This is a genomic window from Virgibacillus sp. AGTR, from assembly GCF_016919725.2.
Classification (GTDB): domain Bacteria; phylum Bacillota; class Bacilli; order Bacillales; family Amphibacillaceae; genus Virgibacillus; species Virgibacillus salarius.
In genome coordinates, this window is record NZ_JAJERH010000019.1 from 16,156 (window position 1) to 38,251 (window position 22,096).

General features: G+C 36.7%; 20 protein-coding genes. 6 read left to right on the plus strand and 14 right to left on the minus strand.

Annotation, left to right across the window (positions count from 1 at the left end; translation table 11 throughout):
* Positions 1–13: 13 nt before the first annotated feature.
* Entirely contained in the window at positions 14–1,132 is a 1,119-nt protein-coding gene (gene citZ, locus JUJ52_RS09375; RefSeq protein WP_026681419.1) for a citrate synthase, read from the minus strand.
* Positions 1,133–1,643: 511 nt separating this feature from the next.
* Between citZ and ytvI the strand changes: the two genes are divergently transcribed.
* Positions 1,644–2,750, plus strand: coding sequence for a sporulation integral membrane protein YtvI (ytvI, locus tag JUJ52_RS09380; protein ID WP_026681420.1), 1,107 nt, complete (start codon positions 1,644–1,646; stop codon positions 2,748–2,750).
* Between the two features lie 2 nt (positions 2,751–2,752).
* On the opposite strand, the gene JUJ52_RS09385 is transcribed toward ytvI, so the two are convergent.
* The 8 genes from JUJ52_RS09385 to dnaE all read right to left on the minus strand — a co-directional run bounded on the left by JUJ52_RS09385 (position 2,753) and on the right by dnaE (position 13,694).
* Entirely contained in the window at positions 2,753–3,142 is a 390-nt protein-coding gene (locus tag JUJ52_RS09385) for an FxsA family protein (protein ID WP_205388701.1), read from the minus strand.
* A 101-nt stretch (positions 3,143–3,243) separates the two neighbouring features.
* Complete coding sequence (gene pyk / locus JUJ52_RS09390; RefSeq protein WP_121605478.1) at positions 3,244–5,004, minus strand: pyruvate kinase; 1,761 nt, start codon at positions 5,002–5,004, stop codon at positions 3,244–3,246.
* A 167-nt stretch (positions 5,005–5,171) separates the two neighbouring features.
* Positions 5,172–6,131, minus strand: a complete 960-nt coding sequence (gene pfkA, locus JUJ52_RS09395; protein ID WP_026681423.1) for a 6-phosphofructokinase — start codon at positions 6,129–6,131, stop codon at positions 5,172–5,174.
* Positions 6,132–6,371: 240 nt separating this feature from the next.
* Complete coding sequence (accA, locus tag JUJ52_RS09400) at positions 6,372–7,328, minus strand: acetyl-CoA carboxylase carboxyl transferase subunit alpha (protein ID WP_026681424.1); 957 nt, start codon at positions 7,326–7,328, stop codon at positions 6,372–6,374.
* Positions 7,325–8,185: an acetyl-CoA carboxylase, carboxyltransferase subunit beta gene (gene accD / locus JUJ52_RS09405; protein ID WP_026681425.1), complete on the minus strand. Its 861-nt coding sequence runs from the start codon at positions 8,183–8,185 to the stop codon at positions 7,325–7,327. The genes accA and accD overlap by 4 nt, the downstream gene beginning before the upstream one ends.
* 144 nt (positions 8,186–8,329) lie before the next feature.
* Positions 8,330–8,953 carry a FadR/GntR family transcriptional regulator gene (locus JUJ52_RS09410; protein ID WP_034679105.1) on the minus strand — a complete coding sequence of 208 codons (624 nt, stop codon included), beginning with the start codon at positions 8,951–8,953 and terminating at the stop codon, positions 8,330–8,332.
* Positions 8,954–8,973: 20 nt separating this feature from the next.
* On the minus strand, positions 8,974–10,212 hold the full coding sequence (gene ystJ / locus JUJ52_RS09415) for an NADP-dependent malic enzyme (RefSeq protein ID WP_205388702.1): 1,239 nt from the start codon (positions 10,210–10,212) through the stop codon (positions 8,974–8,976).
* Between the two features lie 116 nt (positions 10,213–10,328).
* The gene (gene dnaE, locus JUJ52_RS09420) at positions 10,329–13,694 is read right to left on the minus strand and encodes a DNA polymerase III subunit alpha (RefSeq protein WP_205388703.1); all 3,366 of its coding nucleotides are present in this window, start codon (positions 13,692–13,694) and stop codon (positions 10,329–10,331) included.
* A 141-nt stretch (positions 13,695–13,835) separates the two neighbouring features.
* Here dnaE and ytrH point away from each other — a divergent pair, with 141 nt between their 5' ends.
* The 3 genes from ytrH (at position 13,836) to JUJ52_RS09435 (ending at position 14,997) form a co-directional block, all read left to right on the plus strand.
* Entirely contained in the window at positions 13,836–14,168 is a 333-nt protein-coding gene (gene ytrH / locus JUJ52_RS09425) for a sporulation membrane protein YtrH (protein ID WP_026681429.1), read from the plus strand.
* A complete protein-coding gene (gene ytrI / locus JUJ52_RS09430; protein ID WP_026681430.1) occupies positions 14,168–14,671 on the plus strand; it encodes a sporulation membrane protein YtrI in 504 nt (167 codons plus the stop codon). Before ytrH ends, ytrI begins: the two co-directional genes overlap by 1 nt.
* Before the next feature lie 128 nt (positions 14,672–14,799).
* The gene (locus JUJ52_RS09435) at positions 14,800–14,997 is read left to right on the plus strand and encodes a YtzJ family protein (protein ID WP_026681431.1); all 198 of its coding nucleotides are present in this window, start codon (positions 14,800–14,802) and stop codon (positions 14,995–14,997) included.
* A gap of 43 nt (positions 14,998–15,040) precedes the next feature.
* Here the strand turns inward: JUJ52_RS09435 and JUJ52_RS09440 are convergent, their stop codons facing one another.
* The gene (locus JUJ52_RS09440) at positions 15,041–15,988 is read right to left on the minus strand and encodes a DHH family phosphoesterase (protein ID WP_026681432.1); all 948 of its coding nucleotides are present in this window, start codon (positions 15,986–15,988) and stop codon (positions 15,041–15,043) included.
* Between the two features lie 105 nt (positions 15,989–16,093).
* Between JUJ52_RS09440 and JUJ52_RS09445 the strand changes: the two genes are divergently transcribed.
* Positions 16,094–16,387, plus strand: coding sequence for a YtpI family protein (locus JUJ52_RS09445; protein ID WP_026681433.1), 294 nt, complete (start codon positions 16,094–16,096; stop codon positions 16,385–16,387).
* Positions 16,388–16,704: 317 nt separating this feature from the next.
* Here JUJ52_RS09445 and JUJ52_RS09450 read toward each other — a convergent pair whose 3' ends face one another.
* From JUJ52_RS09450 to JUJ52_RS09465, 4 genes are all read right to left on the minus strand, one after another.
* Complete coding sequence (locus tag JUJ52_RS09450; RefSeq protein WP_026681434.1) at positions 16,705–18,012, minus strand: DRTGG domain-containing protein; 1,308 nt, start codon at positions 18,010–18,012, stop codon at positions 16,705–16,707.
* Positions 18,013–18,085: 73 nt separating this feature from the next.
* Positions 18,086–18,316 (minus strand): hypothetical protein, encoded by a 231-nt coding sequence (locus JUJ52_RS09455; protein ID WP_226983527.1) that lies wholly within the window; start codon positions 18,314–18,316, stop codon positions 18,086–18,088.
* A 223-nt stretch (positions 18,317–18,539) separates the two neighbouring features.
* Entirely contained in the window at positions 18,540–19,292 is a 753-nt protein-coding gene (locus tag JUJ52_RS09460) for a prepilin peptidase (protein WP_121605481.1), read from the minus strand.
* 518 nt (positions 19,293–19,810) lie between these two features.
* Entirely contained in the window at positions 19,811–20,491 is a 681-nt protein-coding gene (locus tag JUJ52_RS09465) for a metal-dependent hydrolase (RefSeq protein ID WP_121605482.1), read from the minus strand.
* Between the two features lie 458 nt (positions 20,492–20,949).
* Between JUJ52_RS09465 and JUJ52_RS09470 the strand changes: the two genes are divergently transcribed.
* Positions 20,950–22,047 (plus strand): M24 family metallopeptidase, encoded by a 1,098-nt coding sequence (locus JUJ52_RS09470; protein ID WP_121605483.1) that lies wholly within the window; start codon positions 20,950–20,952, stop codon positions 22,045–22,047.
* Positions 22,048–22,096 lie beyond the last annotated feature (49 nt).

Consider the following 22,096-nt stretch of genomic DNA (forward strand, 5'->3'; position numbering starts at 1 on the left):
AATAAACACGATATTAGCGTTTGTCTATAGCTACATATTCGGGCGATTTTGGACCAATGTAATCAGCACGAGGGCGAATTAATCGGTTATTATCGTATTGTTCAAGAATATGAGCTAACCATCCCGAAACACGGCTTATGGCAAATATCGGTGTAAATAAGTCGTGGTCTATTCCCAAGCTGTGGTATACAGAAGCCGAATAGAAATCTACGTTTGCAGGAAGCCCTTTATGCTCTTTAATGTAATCTTCAATTTTAACGGACATATTATACCATTTCGGTTGACCAGTTAATTCTGTGAGCTGTCTTGACATTTCTTTTAAAAACTTGGCACGTGGATCACCATTACGATAAACGCGGTGTCCCATACCCATGATTTTCTCTTTGCTTTCTAGTTTTTTCTTAATATATGGTATAGCATTTTCCTCTTCGCCAATTTCGGTTAGCATTTTCATAACACCTTCATTGGCTCCCCCATGAAGTGGGCCTTTTAAAGCACCTATTGCAGCAGTAACGCCTGAGTAGATATCAGATAACGTTGCCACACATACACGAGCAGTAAATGTGGAAGCATTCAATTCATGATCTGCATGAAGTACGAATGCTTTATTAATTGCTTCTACTTCGACATCTTTTGGTTCTACACCGTTAAGCATATACAAGAAGTTCTCGGAGTAACTATATTCTTTTTTTGGCTTAATAGGGTCTTTACCCTGACGAATTCTTGCAAAAGCAGTAACAATTGTAGAGATTTTCGCTTGTATACGGATTGCTTTCTTCTTATTGACTTCCCTCTCCATGACATCTGCCTCTTCATCATAAAGCCCTAATAAAGAAATAGCAGTTCGCAGCGCTGCCATTGGGTGAACAGAAGAAAGATCATAGGATCGTAGATGATTAAGTACTGCATCAGGCAATTCCATATTTGCAGCAAGCTCTTTTTTCATAGCATCTAATTCAGCTTTTGTTGGAAGTTTTTGATTCCATAACAGGTAAATGATCTCTTCAAAGCTCGAATTCTCGGCTAAATCATCAATCTTATATCCAACATATGTCAGCTGGTCATCTATGATAGAACTAATTGACGATTGAGTTGCTACAACTCCTTCAAGGCCTTTCGTTGTTGCTGTCATAACAAACCCTCTCCTTTATTAATTATTCAGGATATTATCTTTTTTTCGACAATATTCTTACAAAATTATAATTATCCCCATGGATAATTATAAAGTATTATGAATCTAATGTGAATTGAAACCGATTAATTTTACCAATAAATTTTACAAGAACCACGTATTTCTTGCAAAAAATGGATTTACTTCAATAAATATTCCCCATTAAATTCATATAAAGTGAAGCTTCAATCCTTAGGGTTTTGTTTATCCCCCAAGGATGTTAGTACCACAAGAGGTATGACCTAAAGGCCTTTGAACCACTCGGACATTTACTGGCAGTCGATTTCCACTTACATATCGCTTGATTGCTTAAAGTCAAGGTTTCACTTTCAGTTATATGTAGAAAAAAAGAAAACCAACGCTCGTTTGTACAATGAACATCGACTTTACTAATTTATACGTCTATTCTTCATTAAAATTTCATATGTAATTAAAAGAAGCTATTAGAATTCTATAAAAATGAGGTTACATTATGTACAAGCCAATTTTATTTCAAACATTACGTTTTTTTATTGTTGCTATCGTCTTCATTGTTTTGTGCATCGTTGTTACGAAAAGCTTTGCATATTTATACCCTTTAGTGATTGCAATACTTCTATCAGCTCTAATAAATCCAGTAGTATCAATCCTTGAAAGAAAGCTGAAATTCCCTAGAATGCTAGCAGTTACCTTTATCATGATTATAATCATTGCCACTCTAGGGGGTATTCTACTATTCATTTTTTCCGAGCTATTACAAGGCACACAATTTTTAGCAGATGAGATACCACAGCATTTCCAAACAATTAGTCTCTTCGTAACAGATTTTATTAATAACACCATCATACCATTATATCAGAAAATTATTTCTTATGTTCGCATGTTAGACACTTCTCAACAATTAGCGATCAGTGAAAATATAAAACAGTTTGTTACTAATCTTACTGCAAGCGGAACCACTTTTGTACAAGATCTACTCTTCAAGATACCAGCTTTCATTACTAGCTTACCTAGTTCTATCACTGTCATTCTCTTTATTCTTCTTGCGGTTTTTTTAATTACAAATGATTATGACAGCCTAAAGCATCTTTTAAAGAATTTGAGTCCAAGCTTCGCCAAGCAACCAATGGCTAATATCGCGAGGCATCTAAAAAGCACAATATCTGGATATATCAAAGCTCAATGTATTCTTGTATTGATAACTGCTTTACTCGTTTATGTTGGTTTATTACTATTAAACATCGAACATGCTTTTACAATTGCACTCTACTCGGCAATGATGGACATCCTCCCATATATTGGCTCGGGAATTATCTTTATTCCTTGGATGGTCTACGTATTCCTAATTGGTAATTATTCTATGACTATTAGTTTAGCTATTCTATATGGTTTAATTATTATTATTCGTCAGTTTATTGAGCCAAAAATCCTTGCTTCAAGTATGGGACTTCACCCTTTAGCAGCATTAATTACATTATTTGTAGGTATACAGCTTTGGGGCGTAGTTGGATTTATACTAGCGCCTGTCTTCTTGATCATCATAAATGCATTACATCAAGCAGGTACATTTCAAGAAATTTTGCAGTTTATTAAAGGCTAATATTACCATCTACGGTAGATTATCTTTCGATTTGTAATCCATCGTTTTATAAATTGCTCTATCTTTTTCCTAAACGGTCTCCGTGTTGTTGGGATTACTAACATAAACCCAATAAAATCTGATATAAAACCTGGCGTTACTAATAAAACAGCACCAATTAAAATACAGATGCCATCAATAATGTAGCCAGTAGGCGCTTCTCCTTTCTGCATAGAAAGTTGTGCGCGCTTCCATGTTTCAATACCCTGTTGCTTCGCTAATAAAAACCCTACTGCACCAGTTAGTAATATTAATAGAACAACCCACCATGCGCCTATCATACCACCAACCCATATAAATACACCTATCTCTAACGCGGATAATAAAAACGCTATCAACAAAAACCAACGCATAGATTTAGCTCCCTCTACAAAGTATTGTCATAATATGATACGAATTAAAGAAAAAAGTAAACAGTGAAAAAGGATTATCGTCCTTTTTCACTGTTTCTTCGTTAAAGGACTCTTGTATGTCCTTGATAAATATCGCCTTTTGCGCCATCAATTGTAATATCTTCTGCATTTTTGATAACATCAAATACGTTTTTAACACCTACAACAACCGGAATACCAAGGCTTAAACCAACAACAGCCGCATGAGAAGTTAAGCCACCTTCTTCTGTTATGATGCCACTGGCTTTTTCAATTGCTGGCATCATTTCTCTGTCTGTACCATATGTTACTAAAATATCTCCTTCTTGTACTTGCTTCACTGCTTCTTCAGCAGATTTCACAACGACTGCTTTGCCATATGCACTTTTTCTCCCAATTCCTTGTCCCTTTGCGATAACGTCACCTATCACGTGTACCTTCATCAGATTTGTTGTACCACTTTCACCAACGGGAACTCCAGCTGTAATGATTACTCTATTCCCGTGTTCAACAATCCCTGATTGCAATCCACGCTCAACTGCGACATCGAGCATTTCGTCCGTTGAATTTGCTCGATCACCCATTACTGCATGAATTCCCCAGACCAATGCTAGTTGACGATTTACCCTTTCTGAGAAGGTTACTGCCAATATTGGTACCTGTGGACGATATTTGGAAATCATGCGTGCGGTATGCCCACTCTCTGTTGGTGTAATAATGGAACTAACAGACAAATTCATTGCCGTATGCGTAACCGACTGACTAATAGCATCTGTGATTGTCATATCAACGTGTTTGGATCGATCTCGTAAAATAGAATGATGATCTAAACCAGTTTCTGCTTTTATTGCAATATTGCTCATTGTTTGTACCGATTCAACTGGATAATCACCAGCAGCGGTTTCTCCTGATAGCATAATTGCGTCCGTACCATCGAATATAGCATTTGCAACATCAGATGCCTCTGCTCTTGTGGGACGTGGATTTCGTTGCATAGAATCTAACATTTGCGTTGCTGTAATCACTGGTTTACCTGCTGTATTACATTGTTTAATTAATTTTTTCTGTACTAACGGCACATCTTCAGCAGGAATTTCTACTCCCAAATCTCCACGTGCAACCATTAGTCCATCGCTCACTTCAAGAATACTGTCGATATTATCAACACCTTCTTGATTTTCAATTTTAGGGATAATTTGTATATGTGTAGCATGATGTTTTTCTAAAAGCTCTTTAATTTCTAATATATCAGATGGACGTCTGACAAATGATGCGGCAATGAAATCGACATTTTGTTCAATACCGAACTCAATATCCTTAGCATCCTTTTCAGTAATACCTGGAAGGTTTACGGATACATTTGGCACGTTTACCCCTTTTTTATTTTTTATTAGTCCAGAATTTAAGGCTGTCGTCTTTAATTCTTGGTTCGCTTTATCAACATCGGTAACCTCTAGTTCAATAAGACCGTCATCTAATAGTATCTTAGAACCTTCGTGTACATCATTTATTAATCCCGGATACGTGATAGAAAAACGCTCAGCAGTACCTTCAACTTCTTTCATGGAAACATATACATCATTACCTTGAACAAGCTCTGCCTTTCCATCTTTAAAGTTCCCTGTACGAATTTCTGGCCCTTTTGTATCTAATAGTATACCTACTGTTTTCCCTGTTTTTTCGGCAGCCTTACGAATATTACGTATACGAGCACCATGCTCTTCAAAATCACCATGCGAAAAGTTTAACCTAGCAACATTCATACCTGCTTCAATCAGTTTTTCTAATTTGTCGATTGATTCCGAAGCGGGTCCAATCGTACATACAATCTTTGTATTTCTCATTTCTTGCTTCCTCCTTAGCTAATACCAATAAAGTAACACTTATTTAAAAGAATTCATTCCCTTAGAGAAACGGTGCTAACGGCAGTTCTTTTATCGTCTATACGTCAATAAAAATATGTTGAGTGAAAATAAATTACAATTCGTTACCATCCGAAAAAACAACTAAACTATATAGATAATTCTTGTGACAGCTTGTACATCTCATCATTAATGGTATGTTCTTCGTTCAATGTCGTAATGATGTCATGATCTACTAAAGAATTATTTTTAATTCCTACCATTCTTCCAGCTTTTCCTTGCAGCAACAGATCTACCGCTTTTGCTCCTAGTCTGCTAGCTAAGACTCGATCTGAAGCAGTTGGTGATCCGCCACGCTGAATATGTCCCAATACGGTAACACGCGTATCAAGATCTGTTGCTTTTTCAATACGTTTACCATACTCAAAACCACTTCCAACACCTTCAGCGAGCACAATTATACTATGCTTCTTACCACGCTTATGCCCACGCCTTAGCTTTTCTATAACCATATTAAAATCTTCTTGTTTTTCAGGGATAAGAATACTCTCGGCACCATCTGCTAAGCCAGCCCAGAGTGCAAGATCTCCTGCATCTCTTCCCATCACTTCTATAATATATGTTCGTTCATGCGAAGTAGCTGTATCACGTATCTTATCAATAGCCTCGATGACAGTATTAAGTGCTGTATCGAAACCAATGGTAAAATCAGTTCCAGCAATGTCATTATCAATGGTTCCTGGCACACCTATACAAGGATAGCCTTTTTCGGTTAGTTTTTGAGCACCACGAAAACTACCGTCACCGCCTATAATGATTAATCCTTCAATTCCAAATTTCTCCAACTGCTTAATACCTTTTTGTTGCCCTTCCTCTGTTTTAAATTCTTGACTTCTTGCAGAATAAAGAATCGTACCACCACGATGAATAATATCACCTACTGAACCAATTTCCATTCGTTCAATATTACCTTCCATTAATCCTTGATAGCCATATTTAATACCGTAAACCTCTATATTATGATAAATGGCTTTTCGTACTACTGCTCGAATGGCTGCATTCATTCCTGGAGCATCTCCACCACTAGTCAATACACCAATTTTTTTCATAAATACAATTCACCTCTAGTCGAACTTTTTATCTATGTTTAATAATACCCTCTCTTAAAGATAATTGGAATTTAGTAAAATAGCAATTGAAAGCATGTAGAACATAGAGAATTTCATCAAAAACACGAAGATGAGGTTGACATAAAATGTCAACCTCTAAAAATAATGTACGCGCCTGATATGCTTAACACTTTACAAACTGCCTTGCAATCTTTAAAAGAAGAAAGAACAGCACTTGAGTTATAACAGATTATAATCACCGATCTGTTTATATTTTTGCCATCTATTCTCAAGCAATGTGTCTGCAGAGCATTTACTTAACGTATGCAACGATTGCTCTAATACCTCATCCAAATAAGCCGCTTGTTGGTCTAAATCTCGATGTGCTCCACCTTTAGGCTCAGGTACTATCTTATCAATCACTTGCAATTTCTTCAAATCATATGCGGTAATTTTCATTGATTCAGCTGCACGCTGAGCATATGCCGAATCTTTCCACAGGATGGATGCAGCTCCCTCCGGAGATATAACAGAGTACGTACTGTTTTCCAGCATATGTATCTCATCACCAACTCCTAAGGCAAGGGCACCACCGCTGCCTCCTTCGCCAATAACCACACATACGATGGGGACTCTTAAGCCTGCCATTTCCATTAGATTACGGGCTATCGCCTCACTTTGGCCTCTTTCTTCAGCAGCTTTTCCTGGATATGCACCCTTTGTATCTATAAAACAAATGATTGGTCGTCCGAACTTCTCTGCCTGCTTCATATGTCTTAATGCCTTACGGTAGCCTTCTGGATGTGGCATACCGAAATTTCTTCGTAAATTTTCTTTTGTATCTTTCCCACGTTGATGCCCTATAACAGTAACTGGATTATCTTTATAATATGCTATTCCAGCAATTATTGCCTCATCATCACCAAATAACCGATCTCCATGAAATTCAATAAAATCGGTGAACAGTTTATGAACATAGTCTAATGTAGTCGGACGCTCTGAATGTCTTGCAAGTTGGACTCGATCCCAGGGTTTTAAGTTTCCGTAAATATCATTTTCTAATACAGCTAGCCTTTTCTCTAATGTTGTAATTTCATCCGATAAATCAATCTCACTATCCTGTGTAAATCGCTTAAGTTCAGAGATTTTCTCTTTTAAATCAACGATGGGTTTCTCAAATTCTAAAACTTGTTTCACGCTTCTTCCCCACCTTTCTGATGAAACTTAAGCAACTTTGATAATAGTTCCTGCATTTCTTGACGGTGAACAACCTTATCGAGCTGTCCATGCTTTAATTGAAACTCAGCAGTCTGAAAATCTTCTGGTAATTTTTCCCTAATTGTTTGTTCAATAATTCGTCTACCTGCAAATCCGATTAACGCTCCAGGTTCTGCGATATTATAATCACCTATTGATGCAAAACTTGCAGATACTCCGCCAGTTGTAGGATGCGTCATGACAGAAACCATAAACCCACCTGCATCGCTAAAACGTTTCACGGCAATAGAAGTCTTTGTCATTTGCATTAAGCTTAATAAACCTTCCTGCATCCTCGCTCCACCAGATGCAGTAAATATAATAAAGGGCAGTCCTTCATTCTTTGCGTTTTCTAATGCTCTTGCAATTTTTTCACCGATTACAGATCCCATACTTCCCATTCGAAAAGTCGAATCCATGACAGCAAACGCTGTAGCTTGTCCTTCAATTGTACCTTTTCCTGTAACGACACCCTCATTTAAACCTGTTTTTTTACGATCTTTTACCACTTTTTCTTCATAACCAGGAAACTGAAGTGGGTTACTCGTAATAAGATCATTATCCCATTCTTCAAAGCTGTTTTCATCAAATAATGTATCGATACGATCCCAAGCTTGTAAGGGGTGATGATACCCACAATTTGGACAAACTTGTAAATTCTTATTCATTTCTTTTCGATAATATATTTTATGACATCCGTTACATTTTTGCATTAGCCCTTCTGGAACATCTGCTTTTGCTTGTTCGCTAGGAATGGATGCGTATTTTCTTCGCTTGCCAAAAAAATCCTTAAGCAAGGCAATTCCTCCTTTTTTCAACAAAACCATGGCATACGAGCAACAAAGCCTGGTGCCTTAAAGACAGCAAGAATGAAACCCTATAATATATAGTATAGCGAACTCAAATTAAAAAAATTGTCATAATCCGCCGTCTAAAAACCTTTATTTATCAGCTAAAGCGTCGAATAACGTTTCAATCGAATTAAAATCTCGTTCAACGTACAGCTGAATGAGTTCTTGATAAAATATGGAACTCGTATAAACATCCTCTACGGTGATAGCAAATTCATACATTAAACGCCATACCTTCGTAAATAACAAATTATCTGTTCTTTCAAAGATATAACTAAAAAAAGCAGCGTGCCTATCGTTTGGCTTTCGTTCATCACTAGTTATAATCGTTTTCAACGCTTTGATTTCTGTTTCATGTATCCTATCAAAAGCAAGTTTTGCTGCCTCTTTTTCTAATATTCGAATAGTAAGTAATAATTCAACCTTTATTTGATCTCCTTGTAATATAAAAGAAGAGAGCAATTCAACCGTCTGATAAGAACGATAAGCACTTAAATAAGTACCCTCACCATGCCGTGTCTCAATTAAACCTAGTAGTTCCATTGCGCGTAATGCCTCACGTATGGAAGACCTTCCGGCTTGGAGCTTTTCAGCAAGCTCTCTTTCCGAAGGAAGCTTGTCTCCTGGTTGTAAATTATTACTATTAATAAAGTGTCGAATCTCGGTTAATACACCGTGATATACTTTTTGTTTTGATGGCATGGACACAGCCATGACTCACTCCTTTTAACACATCATTTTTCATCAATCTGTGTTAATCTTCTCGTTTTCTCCGCTACGTCTTCTGGATCAACTTCTATTCTAGCCACACCTGATTCCATTGCGGCAAGTGCGACACTTTTGGCGACGATAGGCGCAACTCTAGCATCAAATGGAGCAGGAATTACATAGTCCTCATTTAACTCACTTTCTGAAATTAGCGAAGCAATAGCATTTGCTGCTGCAACCTTCATACGTTCGTTAATTCTAGTAGCTCGGACATCCAATGCACCACGAAAGATCCCAGGAAAGGCAAGTACATTATTAACTTGGTTCGGAAAGTCAGAACGGCCAGTCCCAATCACCTTTGCGCCAGCTTCCTTAGCCAACTCCGGCATGATTTCAGGATCAGGGTTTGCCATCGCAAATATAATCGAATCATCATTCATTTTCTCTACCATTTCCTTCGTTAGTGCACCACCTACGGATACACCAATAAATACGTCAGCACCATCAAGCATTTCTTCAAGACTACCTTCTTTTTTAGCCTGATTCGTATATTTTGCCACTTTTTCTTTCACGTCGTTCATACCATATGAACGTCCCTCAAATATGGCACCTCTAGAGTCACACATAACCATATCACGTACGCCAAAGCTATATAATAATTTAATAATTGCAATCCCAGCTGCTCCAGCTCCGTTTGCTACAACTTTAATATCCGAAAAAGACTTACCGACTAATTTAAGTGCATTGATTAATCCTGCAACAGTTACAATAGCAGTCCCATGCTGATCATCGTGGAATATAGGTATATTTGTTTCCTTTTTAAGACGCTCTTCAATGATAAAACAATTTGGTGCTGCTATATCCTCTAGATTCACTCCACCAAATGTAGGCTCCATCAGCTTTACAGCATTTACAATTTCTTCTACATTTTGGGTAGCCAAGCAAATAGGAAAGGAATCTACACCAGCAAAGCTTTTAAATAAGACAGACTTCCCTTCCATTACTGGAAGTGCTGCCTCTGGCCCAATATTTCCAAGTCCTAACACCGCTGAGCCATCACTGACAACCGCAACCATATTCCCCTTCATTGTATAATCATAAACCGTTTCCTTATGGTCATGAATTTCCTTACAAGGTTCAGCTACTCCAGGAGAATATGCTAGACTCAACTCCTTTGCATTGGTAACTGGTATCTTTGATTGTGTCGTTAGTTTACCTTTATTTACTTTATGCAAGTGCAACGCTTTATCTCTTAAGCTTGCCATCTTTACTAATCGCTCCCTTTCGCAGAAAAAATACTAATTACCTTCGATGCTTATAGTGGTCTGACCACCCTTAACCTCTCCATTATAACAGATGGTTCGTGTCTGTAAAGTAATGATTATTGTTTGTCTGAATCGAACACAACAGATTCTTTTCCAAAGTATGTTTCCAAGTTTTTGATGCTTTCTCTATTTGGATGAATGAAATATTCCTCAGAAAGCTGATATGTCCTTCTTGTATCTTCCTGAAAAATAATGATTGGCGTATTACCAGGGTTATGATTCGCTATTTGCTTGATCTTTTTTAATTCCGACTCACTACTATTCCCAGAAATTTTTATAAACAGCCTACCTGTTGTTAATTTGTATAGCACCTCCTCCGATAACAGCTCTACTGATGAGAGTAACCATTGTATTCGTTGATTTCGAGATTCTATTTTCCCTTCCATAATAACAAGCAACTCTTCCTTCAACCACCGATTAATTTGACGATATAAATCTGGGAAGACCACTGCCTCCATTTCACCTGTTTCATCTCCTAATGTAAGAAAAGCCATTGGGTCTCCACGCTTTGTCCGAATCGTTTTAATTTGTTGAATAACAGCCGCACTCTTTACGTTTCTTTTTCCAATTAACTTACGTGCATGTGCTAGCCTTATATAGCCACTTCGCTGTAACTGTTTTCTGTACGAAGTTAATGGATGATCAGAGACATAGATACCTAGTAATTCTTTTTCATCTGCTAGCTTTTTTATTTGCGTAAAGTCTTCAATTAGTACATACTCACCTTCTAATTCTATTTGATCATCGAATAAACGAGGCTGTCCTTGAAACTCTTTAAAGAGCTCACCTTGTTCTATTGCTTGATCAATAGTTGCCATCAAGCTAGCTCGGTTGCCATGGAATTCATCCATTGCGCCTGACATAACCAAAAGTTCAATTGTTTGTCTGTTCACTGTCTTTAATGAAATACGTAAACAAAAATCAAAAAGATTCTTAAATGGACGTTCTTTGCGGGCTTGGACAATCTCATGTACTACTTGCTTCCCAATACCTTTGATTTGAAGAAGGCCTATGCGAATACAATCCCCTTCTACCGAATAACGCCCGTAGCTTTTATTGATAGATGGTGGTAACAGCGTTAATTGTAACTCCTTCATTTCCCTTACATACGTTTGTAGTTTGTCATGTTGATTAACGGAAGAGCTTAAGAGTTCAGCAAAAAAAGCAGCAGGAAAATGTGTTTTTAAATAAGCTAATTGATAAGTTATTTTACTATATGCTACTGCATGACTGCGATTAAATCCATAATTAGAAAATTTAACAATCCAAGCGAATAGCTCTTCAGCAACAGATAGATCATAGCCATTTCCAATACAGCCATCAATGAATTTCCCTTTTTGTTCCTCCATTACCGATTCCTGTTTTTTACTTACTGCTCTACGTAATATATCAGCTTCCCCTAGAGAAAAACCAGCAATCTTACTAGCAATTTGCATAATTTGCTCTTGATAAACAAGGACTCCGTAAGTTTTAACCAAAATGGAAGCAAGATCAGGATGTGGATAAACAATAGCTTCTTGCTGATGTTTTCGTTTTATATATGTCGGAATATATTCCATCGGACCAGGCCGATATAGTGCGTTAACAGCTACGATATCCTCAAATGTTGATGGTTGTAATTCGCGAAGTACTTGTTTCATCCCTTGGGATTCAAGCTGAAATACACCATTGGTTTTCCCCTCTTTAAGCAAAGCAAATGTTTCCTGATCATCAGCAGGGATTTCGTTCAGATGAATTGTTTTATTTTTCGAGTAATTTATCGTTCTATTAACACGCTCCATTAATGTTAAATTTCGTAGCCCTAGTAAATCAATTTTTAATAATCCTATATCCTCTAAATCATTCATTGGAAATTGAGTTAGCCAGATATCTGACCCGCTTGTTGCTAAAGGAATATACTCTACAAGCGGATCCTGTGTTATGACAATTCCAGCAGCATGTGTCGAAATATGCCTAGGAATTCCCTCTAATGTTGTTGCAACGGTAAACAGCACTTTTAATTGTTCAGATCCCTTTACATACTCTTTTAATTCCTTTGATTCGTTAACAATGTGAACAATACTTTTCTTTGACTGAACTGGAATATGTCGCAAAATGAAGGATGCATCCTGTTGATTGATATCCATTGTCTTTATGAGCTCCCTCAGCAATGAACGAGCTGCATAGGTTCCAAATGTTATGATCTGAGCCACATGATCATGCCCGTATTTCTCACGAATGTACATCAACACTTCGTCGCGTCTAGTATCAGAAAAATCTATATCGATATCCGGCATGGTCATGCGCTCTGGATTTAGAAAACGTTCAAATAGAAGGTCATATTCTATCGGATCTATCTCCGTAATCCCCAGAATATAAGCGACTAATGAGCCTGCAGCAGATCCCCTACCTGGTCCAACAAAAATATTATTTTGTTTAGCGAAACGAATGAAATCTGCCACAATAAGAAAATAATCACTAAACTGCATAGATTCAATGACACGTAGTTCATAGGTTAACCGACTACGTAGTTCATCTGTTAGCAAGGTATATTTAGAGTTTACTGCCTTCCAGCATAACTTTTCTAAAAACTCATGTGCATCCTCATTCCCATTTGGAAGTGGAAAAGATGGAAGATGACGTTGATTAAATTGAAAGTTAACGTCACATTTGGCTTTTATGTTTTCCGTTTCTGTCAATACTTCTGGCCAGGAAATAAATATATGATCCATCTCTACTTTAGAACGAAGATGATGATGCTGAAGATGCGTACTTATTTGTTTTCCATTCCACTTTTCATTCATTTTCATCGCTTGTAAGCAATCAAAGGCAATGGCATCCTTCTCCTCTAAATAGCGAACATCATTTAATGCAACTACAGGAATGGAGTATTGATCCTTGAACTCCATTCCTTTTTGAATCAGTACCGTGTCTATTTCAGTGCGACTAGCTTCGATGCCAAGATAGAAATCTCCTTGCTTAAACAAGTTCATAAATCCTGATAAAAGTGTATGAATATCCTCATATAGGTTTGATGATAGTGTTTTTGCTATAGAGGAATGATTAATCGAAAGAATACCAACACAATCCGTCACATAAGGAGATAGGTCATTTATAGTAATACCTTCTTCTCCATTTTTCTGAATGTGTGTACTTAGCTTAGCTAAGTTCTGATAACCGTGATTATTTTTAGCTAATAATGTTACTTGTTCTTTATCATTATTTTTCTCGCCTCTCACTGTGATAATCATCCCTATGATAGGCTTGATCCCATACGCTTTGCATTGCCTATAAAAATCAATTGCTCCGTACAGCACCTGATAATCCGTAAGTGCTAAAGCATCATACTCTAACTCAATAGCTTTTTTCACTAATTTTTCGATTGTAATCGTACTGTCCAGCAAACTATAGCTGCTACGTACTTGTAAATGTGTAAACGACATCGTATCCCGTCCTTTAAAATCTCTACTTCTTATTATACCAATCTAGATAGAACATGCATACGGAAAAGCTGATTCAAAAGCATAACCTGTCCTTATTAATCATACAATGGAATTAACATGGCTCACGAGGAGTGCGTTCTTATGGAAGAACGATTTTTTGAGACGTTTATACATTGTTACTTTATTGCTTTTGGTGTCATAATTGGTGGATCAATTATCGGAAGTATCGGTGCATTTGTCACTGGAGATGCACCAATATATGATATTGGTCGAATTGCTAACCGTTTACGTATTTGGGCAATAGTAGCTGCGATTGGTGGAACCTTTGATGCAATTGCGAATTTTGAAAAGGGTATCTATGATGGATCAACCATGGATTTAGTAAAACAGGCATTATTTATTCTTTCCGCAATGGGTGGCGTGAAAACAGCGATACTTTTGTTAAATTGGCTTATTCAGGAGGAAATTAATTGATGCATATCCCTCCTTATCATAAAAAAGTAACTTGGCAGCGTTTTTTTGTTGGAGTAATGATCGGTGGTGTAATTGCCTACTGTACCCTTCTTTATATGTATGGATCGATGTATGAATCATTACTTGAGGAAAACAATCAATTTCGCAGTAAAATAAATGATTTACAAAATCAAAACGAATCCTTATTAGAAGATAACGATGAGTTAAGCGAAAAATCGCAGAAGGCGGTAACTATTGAGTCCGTATCGTTAACCATTGAAAATACAGATGAGTTGCCTTTGGATCGACTTATTATTGATAATTTAGAAGAGATGGTAAAAACCGAGTTAAAACATATTTACGGAAAGGATCTTTCTCTTATCGCAGAAAGTGAAAAATTACTTGTATCCACCATTGAAAACAAAGCCTATACTGTAGACGAGTTTACCTACAACTTTACAATAACAAAGCTAGTTATATCCAAACATATTAAAATAACCGTTAAAGCAGATCTTGCTAACTAATGTGAACGTTTTATGAAATATTTGAAAATTTATGGTAATATCGTTATTTTTTGTTTAAAATAAAAATAAGAAAAGAACATTTGCGATTAACTTTCATATACTGCTTAAGATGAAAGGAGTGGATTTTCATGTTGGTAATGAATCATAGACGGATGCGTGATGAAAAAATAGCTCGACTAAAAGAGGGCCATTCCGCTTATGCTGAATCACATGAGCTCATTCGCTTAATAAAACGTGATATTGAGAAGGAACACTTGGACGTCATTTATGACAACACAAATTCAGGTTGCTGGTTTATCCCGAACTCCAATAGAAAAAGTAGTTAATTACTTACGATGAATAAACGAGCCGGTACTTTCGGCTCGTTTTTTATGCGTTATTATATGTTACACATATTTCATCTAATTCACGTACTAGTCTATCCGCTTCCTCCCACGTACTTACAGAAGCGCCCGATGCCATGGGATGACCTCCACCATTAAATTTAGCGGCTAACTCATTAATAACAGGTCCCTTCGACCGCAAGCGAACTCGGATGATCTCATCTTCTTCAATAAATATTACCCATGCACAAATTCCTTCAACATCTCCTAAAGCTGTTACCAATTGACCTGTATCGGTTGGTTGTACTTGAAATTCTTCTAAAATTTGTTTTGTTAGCTTAACAGAAGACATACCTGATGGAGATAATGTAAAGTTTTGCAAAATATAGCCACGTAACTTCGCTATATTCGCTTTCACATTATATATTCCATCATATAATGCTGTGCGATCAAATGAATAGGTTACTAGTTCTGCAGCATATTGGAACGTTTTTTTCGATGTGCTCGGATATAAAAATCTACCCGTGTCTCCTACTATGCCTGCATAAAGAAGACGTGCTGCTTCATGATTACATGAAAAGCCATGATTCTTTGCTTGTATAAAAAATTCATAGATCATTTCACTTGTAGAGCTAGCCCCAATATTTATCCACTGTATATCACCGTATTCATCCGTATTGGGGTGATGATCAATTTTAATCCATTTACTACCTAATTGATAACGTTCATCAGATATTCGCTCCGTATTTGCTGTGTCACATACAATAACAAGTGCGCCTCGATATTGCTCATCAGAAATAGTATCCATTCTTGCTAAAAAAGTTAATGTATCCTCTTCTTCACCAACAGCATAGACATTTTTTTCTGGAAATGAATGCTTAATAAGTGCTTTTAATCCTACTTGTGATCCAATGGCGTCTGGATCTGGGCGAACGTGTCGATGAATAATGATTGTATTATACTGTTTTATTGCTTCAATTATTTCCTGCAAAATATCACCTTTTTCGTAGCTTTTATTCTCTCATTGTAGCTAAAATTTAAGAAAAACGTTACAATTAATTTTGTGGATAATGGTAATTTAGATTAGGGGCGATTACATATGTTTATATTTTCTATATTTATTGTAATATCTATTGTACTTTATGTATATTATAAAGTTGCTATTGTAAAAAGCAAGGATGGTCTAACACAGGCATACTTCAATGCTAAATCCAGAATATGTCTTGGTAGTTTTGTGCTTTTCTTCACAGCTAATCAATATATTCTTTACCAAACAAAGCTATCATTATTTATAGGTATAGTTCTCCTCATCGTCGGAGTTCCACAGATTTATCGAGGTATAAAAGAAGTAAAACACTATCGAAATGAATGGAAGAGATTAAATCCATCCTAAACAAATAAAAGCGCAAGCGCGAATAGAAACGTAGCGACTGGAGAGAGTCAACGGAGATAAAGGAATCACGGTTAGCTTTCGAGCCAATGATAACTTAGATTAGGGCGATTCATGAAGTCGCCTAGTTTCTGGGCACTGGATCTGGACGTGGCTCAACACGCCCGTATTTATCCATAGGCTCAAATTTTATAATTGACTTATAAAGCTACCGGAGTGAGTGCTTCTTATCCATTAAGCACTCCCCCCAGTAGCTTTATTCCTTCAGTCCCTACTGATCAACACAAACCTCATTAACCGTTTTATTACTGATAGATTAATTAACGGTTAATGAGCTGAGCCATCAGCAATCCTTTACCAACTAGTTTTCTCTCGTCAAATACTTCCACATCAATTTTTGCATACATCCTACCGATTTCAAGCAGCTTCGGTTTTATTTTCAATGTGCTGTCAATTTGTACTGGCTTAATAAAATACACGGACAGATTTTCCGCTACAAGATCACCTTTTTTATACTGAAGAAGCATTCTCCTACTCGCTTCTGTTATTAATGATGTAAATACTCCATTTGATAATGTTCCAAGTTGATTCGTCATCTGTGGTGCAACGGTTGTTAAATAGGTATCCTTCTGATTGTCCGCTTCTCGCAAATTACGAGAAACAATATCATCTATTGTCTCACCAACCTGAGGCTGCCTTTGTATTTGTTGTAATGCTTTTAATACATCCTGTCGAGAAATGACTCCTTGTAAATGATTGGATTCATCTGCTACTGGCATTACTTCTATACCTTCCCAAACCATCATGTGGGCCACAGAAGCTAAAGAAGTCTTTGTCTGAACAATCTTCGGATGCCTACTCATTACTTTTTCGATAGTTGTCTGATTCTCTTTCCCAATGATATCTTTTGAAGTAGCCATACCAATAACACGTTTTTTTTCATCAACTACCGGAAAACGAGTATGTGTCGATCTATGATTAAGTTCATACCAATCATGTATGGTGTCCTTTGCACGTAAATAAAACGATCGTTCAAATGGAGTAAAAATATCGCCCACTAATACGATTTCTTTTTTTATTAATTGATCATAAATCGCTCTATTTATCATCGCAGCCACTGTAAACGTATCATAACTAGTAGAAATAATTGGAAGCTGTCTTTCATCAGCTAACCGCTTAATATAGTCCTCCGTATCAAACCCACCAGTTATAAGTACTGCCGCACCCTCTTTCAAAGCTAATTCATGCGCTTTAATACGATTTCCTACGATCAGTAAAGATCCTGCCTCAGTATAACGCATCATCGCATCAAGTTGCATAGCTCCAATTACAAATTTCGATAATGTCTTATGAAGCCCTTCTCTACCACCTAGAACCTGTCCATCAACAATATTGATTACCTCTGCAAACGTAAGGCGCTCGAAGTTTTCTTTTTTCTTCCGTTCAATACGAATTGTACCTACACGTTCGATTGTGCTTACAAGTCCTTGATTTTCAGCTTCTTTAATCGCTCGATATGCTGTGCCATCACTTACATTTAAATCCTTAGCGATTTGTCTTACCGATATCTTATGACCAATTTCCAATGATATAATATGCTGAATTATTTGCTCATGTTTACTCGCCATTGGTACATACACCATCTTTCAACTGTACTAATGAATTATTTACCATTTATTATACAGTTGAAAAAGCTGAAACTCAATAATTATAGGTTTGACGCTGTCTTTCCTTTTGCTGTTCCATAATTGGTGGTTGAATCATTTGTAAAAGTGAAGCAATATTTGCTCCAACAATTAATAAGAAAAAAATTAACCATCCACCCCAAAAAGCAAGTTCAATCGGCGTAACAGCATATGGTATAGAGGGCCACGCCATGTATAAGAAGAAACCTGCAAGCAATAATCGTAGTACTGCATAATGTCTCACCATTATTGTCTACCTCCTTGGTAACAATGTATGAAAGAATCCATGCATTAAGAACTTACACGGTTCTTCTATTCATCATATTGTCCATAATAAAGTGAGCGTTCATTTAGTAGGGGGGTTATACCACCAATAGTGGTTTCACCTTATTACTTGAAGTGGGGGTTTTACTGCCAATTATATATGGGATAAAACAGATCTAAATAGCAATATTCATAACTACCAGTATCTAAAGGTATCTAAAATACCAATCGATAATAGCATCTCCATAAAAATAGGTAATTAAAGTCGCAATTACTATATATGGTCCAAATGCTACAGGCTGCTTACGTTGAATTTTTTTGATTACTAGTAACAACATTCCAAAGACAGCCCCAACTACACAAGATAGAAAAAAGCAAAGCAATAGTTTCTCATACCCCAATACAATACCTAGTACACCGAAAAGTTTCATATCCCCTGCTCCCATACCACCACGACTAATTAAAATGATGAACATAGTGATACATACACCCAATAGTCCTCCAAGTAATGGCGACCACCATGGCGTTAATGGATAGATAATTCGCAGTATAAAAAATAGCGGAAGAAAGAATAGCAATAACTTATTAGGTATGACCATATATGTTAAGTCGGAAACTGTAATGATCATCAGCATGGAAACTAATAGCAATGCTATAATTAGCTCGCTATTCCAACCTAACATCAAATAACTATATACAAATAATAATCCAGTAGAGATTTCAATCAATGGATAGAGATAGGATATACGGTTACTACATTTACTACATCTACCTTTTAAACACAAGAAGGATAAAATGGGTATTAGCTCATACCAGTGAAGCTGATGACTACAATGTATACAATTAGAACGGTTCATGATAAACGATAATTGTTTAGGTAATCGCAATCCTACTACATTATAAAAAGATCCAAACAGTAAACCAACTAGAAAAAATAACGAGAGCGTAAAAGTGTTCAATCGGATTTCACCTTATTTCTACTTGAATATCTTTTAATAAAATAAAATATAGCTTTTTCAGAGAGACGGGATAAAGTGTTTTGAATGGATCGTTTTTAATAGTGTCCCAACCCCAATATACGTTTGCCACTTTATCTATTTCTGCTACGACATATGCTACTTTATGCCTAAATTATAGTATAAAAAGATGGAAATAACTAGTAGCAAAAAGGGAATATTTGCATGCTTCTACAGCAAGGGGCTGGCAAGAAAAAAGTTAACCCAAAAGCCGAACGATAAAACGATAAAATAAAATAAAACTTCAATCAGCGTGCGATGTAACGCTGCCGATTCCCTTATCCTATCGGTAAAAAGCGCGAGCTGAAGATCGTGCAAGAAAGTGGTCCTTAGGAGCCGCGTCACGGAAGGCGAAGTATTTTATAGAGGGTGATAGAACCTGTTTGACGTAAACAAATCATCCGAACTGAATCCGTTCGGATGATGATGTGAATAAGATACTTTTTTCTCAGTCTAAACGATTATAATTGCAACGCATCGCCAATCTCCATTACTTTTCCTTCTCCCGATTTAATTTGACTGATGAACTTGTGCGGGTCCTGTTCAATGACAGGAAAGGTATTATAATGTATAGGAACCGTTACATCTGCATGAATCCATTCCGAGGCAATTAGCGCATCTTCGGGCCCCATTGTAAAATTATCCCCGATTGGAACAAACGCAATATCAATATTATTCATATCACCTATTAATTTTAAATCTGAAAATAAACCAGTATCTCCAACATGGTAGATCGTTTTCTCATTCACCGTTAGAAGGATTCCTGCTGGCATACCAGTGTATACAATTGAACCATCATCCTCTGTAAACGCCGAGCCATGAAAGGCCTGGGTGAGCTTGACTGTACCAAAATCAAATTCATGCTTCCCACCTATATGCATCGGATGTACACGTAATCCTTTTGAACCCATATAGTCTGCTAATTCATTAGGAGCAACGATTAAAGCATTTGTCCGCTTTGCGATATCTATCGTATCACCGACATGGTCATTATGACCATGTGTCAACAGGATAACATCTGGATTTACTGAGTTTGCATCCAAATCACATTTTTCATTTCCAGTAATAAAGGGATCAATTAAAATCTGATGTGTATCCGTTTTAACCATTACTACTGAATGTCCATGATAAGAAATTTGCACGATTACCACTCCTCTGATAAAACATTATACTATCTATCTTAAACAAGCATTCTTATTTTTTCTACCCGAAATTAGTTATTTTCATGCTAGTTATTCGTATTTTTTTATCCCACCTATAACTGGCAATAATATCCCCGCTTCAATCATTAAAGTAAAACCAATATGGATAAGCGGGGGATCGAGTCGGTAAATGTCCGTTTGGTTCCAAGGTCTATAGGTCATACCCTTGTGGTGCTAACAATCCGCAGGGATAAACACCCCCCACGGATTGAAGTTTCACTTTATATTGCCTGTTCAATCTATGTATATATTATCAGCTTTCTTATCACAGTAATAGTTTTGGAAACAAATATTAAAAATACGTTGCCATCAACTTGTCGTTAATGTCATCCATTTTAATTCCATACACTATTTTTGCTATAATAAAAATATTACATATTAAAGAGGTGTACAAAGAAATGGCAGAAAGAATTCAAGCATTATTAAAAAGCATGAAAAAACAGAATATCGATAGTATGTTTATTACATCTAAGGCGAATGTATACTATATTACTAATTACTATACAGAACCACATGAAAGGCTAGTGGCTGTCTACATTAGTAATCATTTTGATCCATTATTAATTATTCCGGCAATGGAAGAAGAGGATGCAAAAGCAGCTGGATGGCGTTATCAAATAATCACCTATCATGATCATGAAAATCCTTGGGAGATGTTTTACCAGAAATTAAAAACGAATGAACATATTCCAAATACAATTAGCGTCGAGCATACAAATCTAACATTAGATCGATATCAACTGATGCAGCAACTCTTTTCAAATACACGTATTGTAAATGGTGAAGAACTATTAGCAAACCTACGTGTCATTAAAAGTGAGAAGGAATATAATTTATTAAAACATGCTGCTGAATTAGCTGACTTTGGAATAAAGACTGGGATAGCGGCAATTCAGGAAGGCGTAGGTGAACTCGAAGTAATTGCTAAAATTGAGTATGAGCTTAAAAAACAAGGAATTCAGGAAATGTCCTTCTCTACAATGACACTTTCTGGTACAAAGACCGCTTCACCGCATGGGACACCTTCCATGAAAAAGATAAAATCAGGTGATATCGTATTATTTGATCTTGGTGTAGTGTATGAGGGCTATTGTTCAGATATATCCAGAACAGTAGCATTTAAATCAATAACCGAGCAACAAAAAAAGATATACAATACCGTTTTAGAGGCGGAACAAAAAGCGATAGCTGCATCTAAGATTGGTGTAGCAACTGGTAAATTAGACCAAATAGCAAGAAATCATATTGCAGATGCAGGCTTTGGTGAATACTTCACACATCGCATTGGACATGGATTAGGAATTGAAACACATGAGTATCCTTCTATGCATAGCAACAATGATCTACCGTTACAAGCAGGAATGTGCTATACCATTGAGCCAGGTATTTATGTACCAGGGGTTGCCGGTGTTCGGATCGAAGACATGATTTATATGACAGAACAAGGGCCAGAAGTTTTAACTACATCTCCAAAAGAATTAATGATTTTGGAATAACTTAGCATGCGTATAAGTTTAGTAATTTTTAGATTAACCTAAACCGGCT

Bases quoted from the DNA above. Each gene is read 5' to 3' on its own strand.
- citZ (WP_026681419.1), bottom strand. From the start codon at position 1,132: ATGACAGCAACAACGAAAGGCCTTGAAGGAGTTGTAGCAACTCAATCG.
- ytvI (WP_026681420.1), top strand. From the start codon at position 1,644: ATGTACAAGCCAATTTTATTTCAAACATTACGTTTTTTTATTGTTGCT.
- JUJ52_RS09385 (WP_205388701.1), bottom strand. From the start codon at position 3,142: ATGCGTTGGTTTTTGTTGATAGCGTTTTTATTATCCGCGTTAGAGATA.
- pyk (WP_121605478.1), bottom strand. From the start codon at position 5,004: ATGAGAAATACAAAGATTGTATGTACGATTGGACCCGCTTCGGAATCA.
- pfkA (WP_026681423.1), bottom strand. From the start codon at position 6,131: ATGAAAAAAATTGGTGTATTGACTAGTGGTGGAGATGCTCCAGGAATG.
- JUJ52_RS09410 (WP_034679105.1), bottom strand. From the start codon at position 8,953: ATGGCTGTGTCCATGCCATCAAAACAAAAAGTATATCACGGTGTATTA.
- ystJ (WP_205388702.1), bottom strand. From the start codon at position 10,212: ATGGCAAGCTTAAGAGATAAAGCGTTGCACTTGCATAAAGTAAATAAA.
- dnaE (WP_205388703.1), bottom strand. From the start codon at position 13,694: ATGTCGTTTACACATTTACAAGTACGTAGCAGCTATAGTTTGCTGGAC.
- ytrH (WP_026681429.1), top strand. From the start codon at position 13,836: ATGGAAGAACGATTTTTTGAGACGTTTATACATTGTTACTTTATTGCT.
- ytrI (WP_026681430.1), top strand. From the start codon at position 14,168: ATGCATATCCCTCCTTATCATAAAAAAGTAACTTGGCAGCGTTTTTTT.
- JUJ52_RS09435 (WP_026681431.1), top strand. From the start codon at position 14,800: ATGTTGGTAATGAATCATAGACGGATGCGTGATGAAAAAATAGCTCGA.
- JUJ52_RS09445 (WP_026681433.1), top strand. From the start codon at position 16,094: ATGTTTATATTTTCTATATTTATTGTAATATCTATTGTACTTTATGTA.
- JUJ52_RS09450 (WP_026681434.1), bottom strand. From the start codon at position 18,012: ATGGCGAGTAAACATGAGCAAATAATTCAGCATATTATATCATTGGAA.
- JUJ52_RS09455 (WP_226983527.1), bottom strand. From the start codon at position 18,316: ATGGTGAGACATTATGCAGTACTACGATTATTGCTTGCAGGTTTCTTC.
- JUJ52_RS09470 (WP_121605483.1), top strand. From the start codon at position 20,950: ATGGCAGAAAGAATTCAAGCATTATTAAAAAGCATGAAAAAACAGAAT.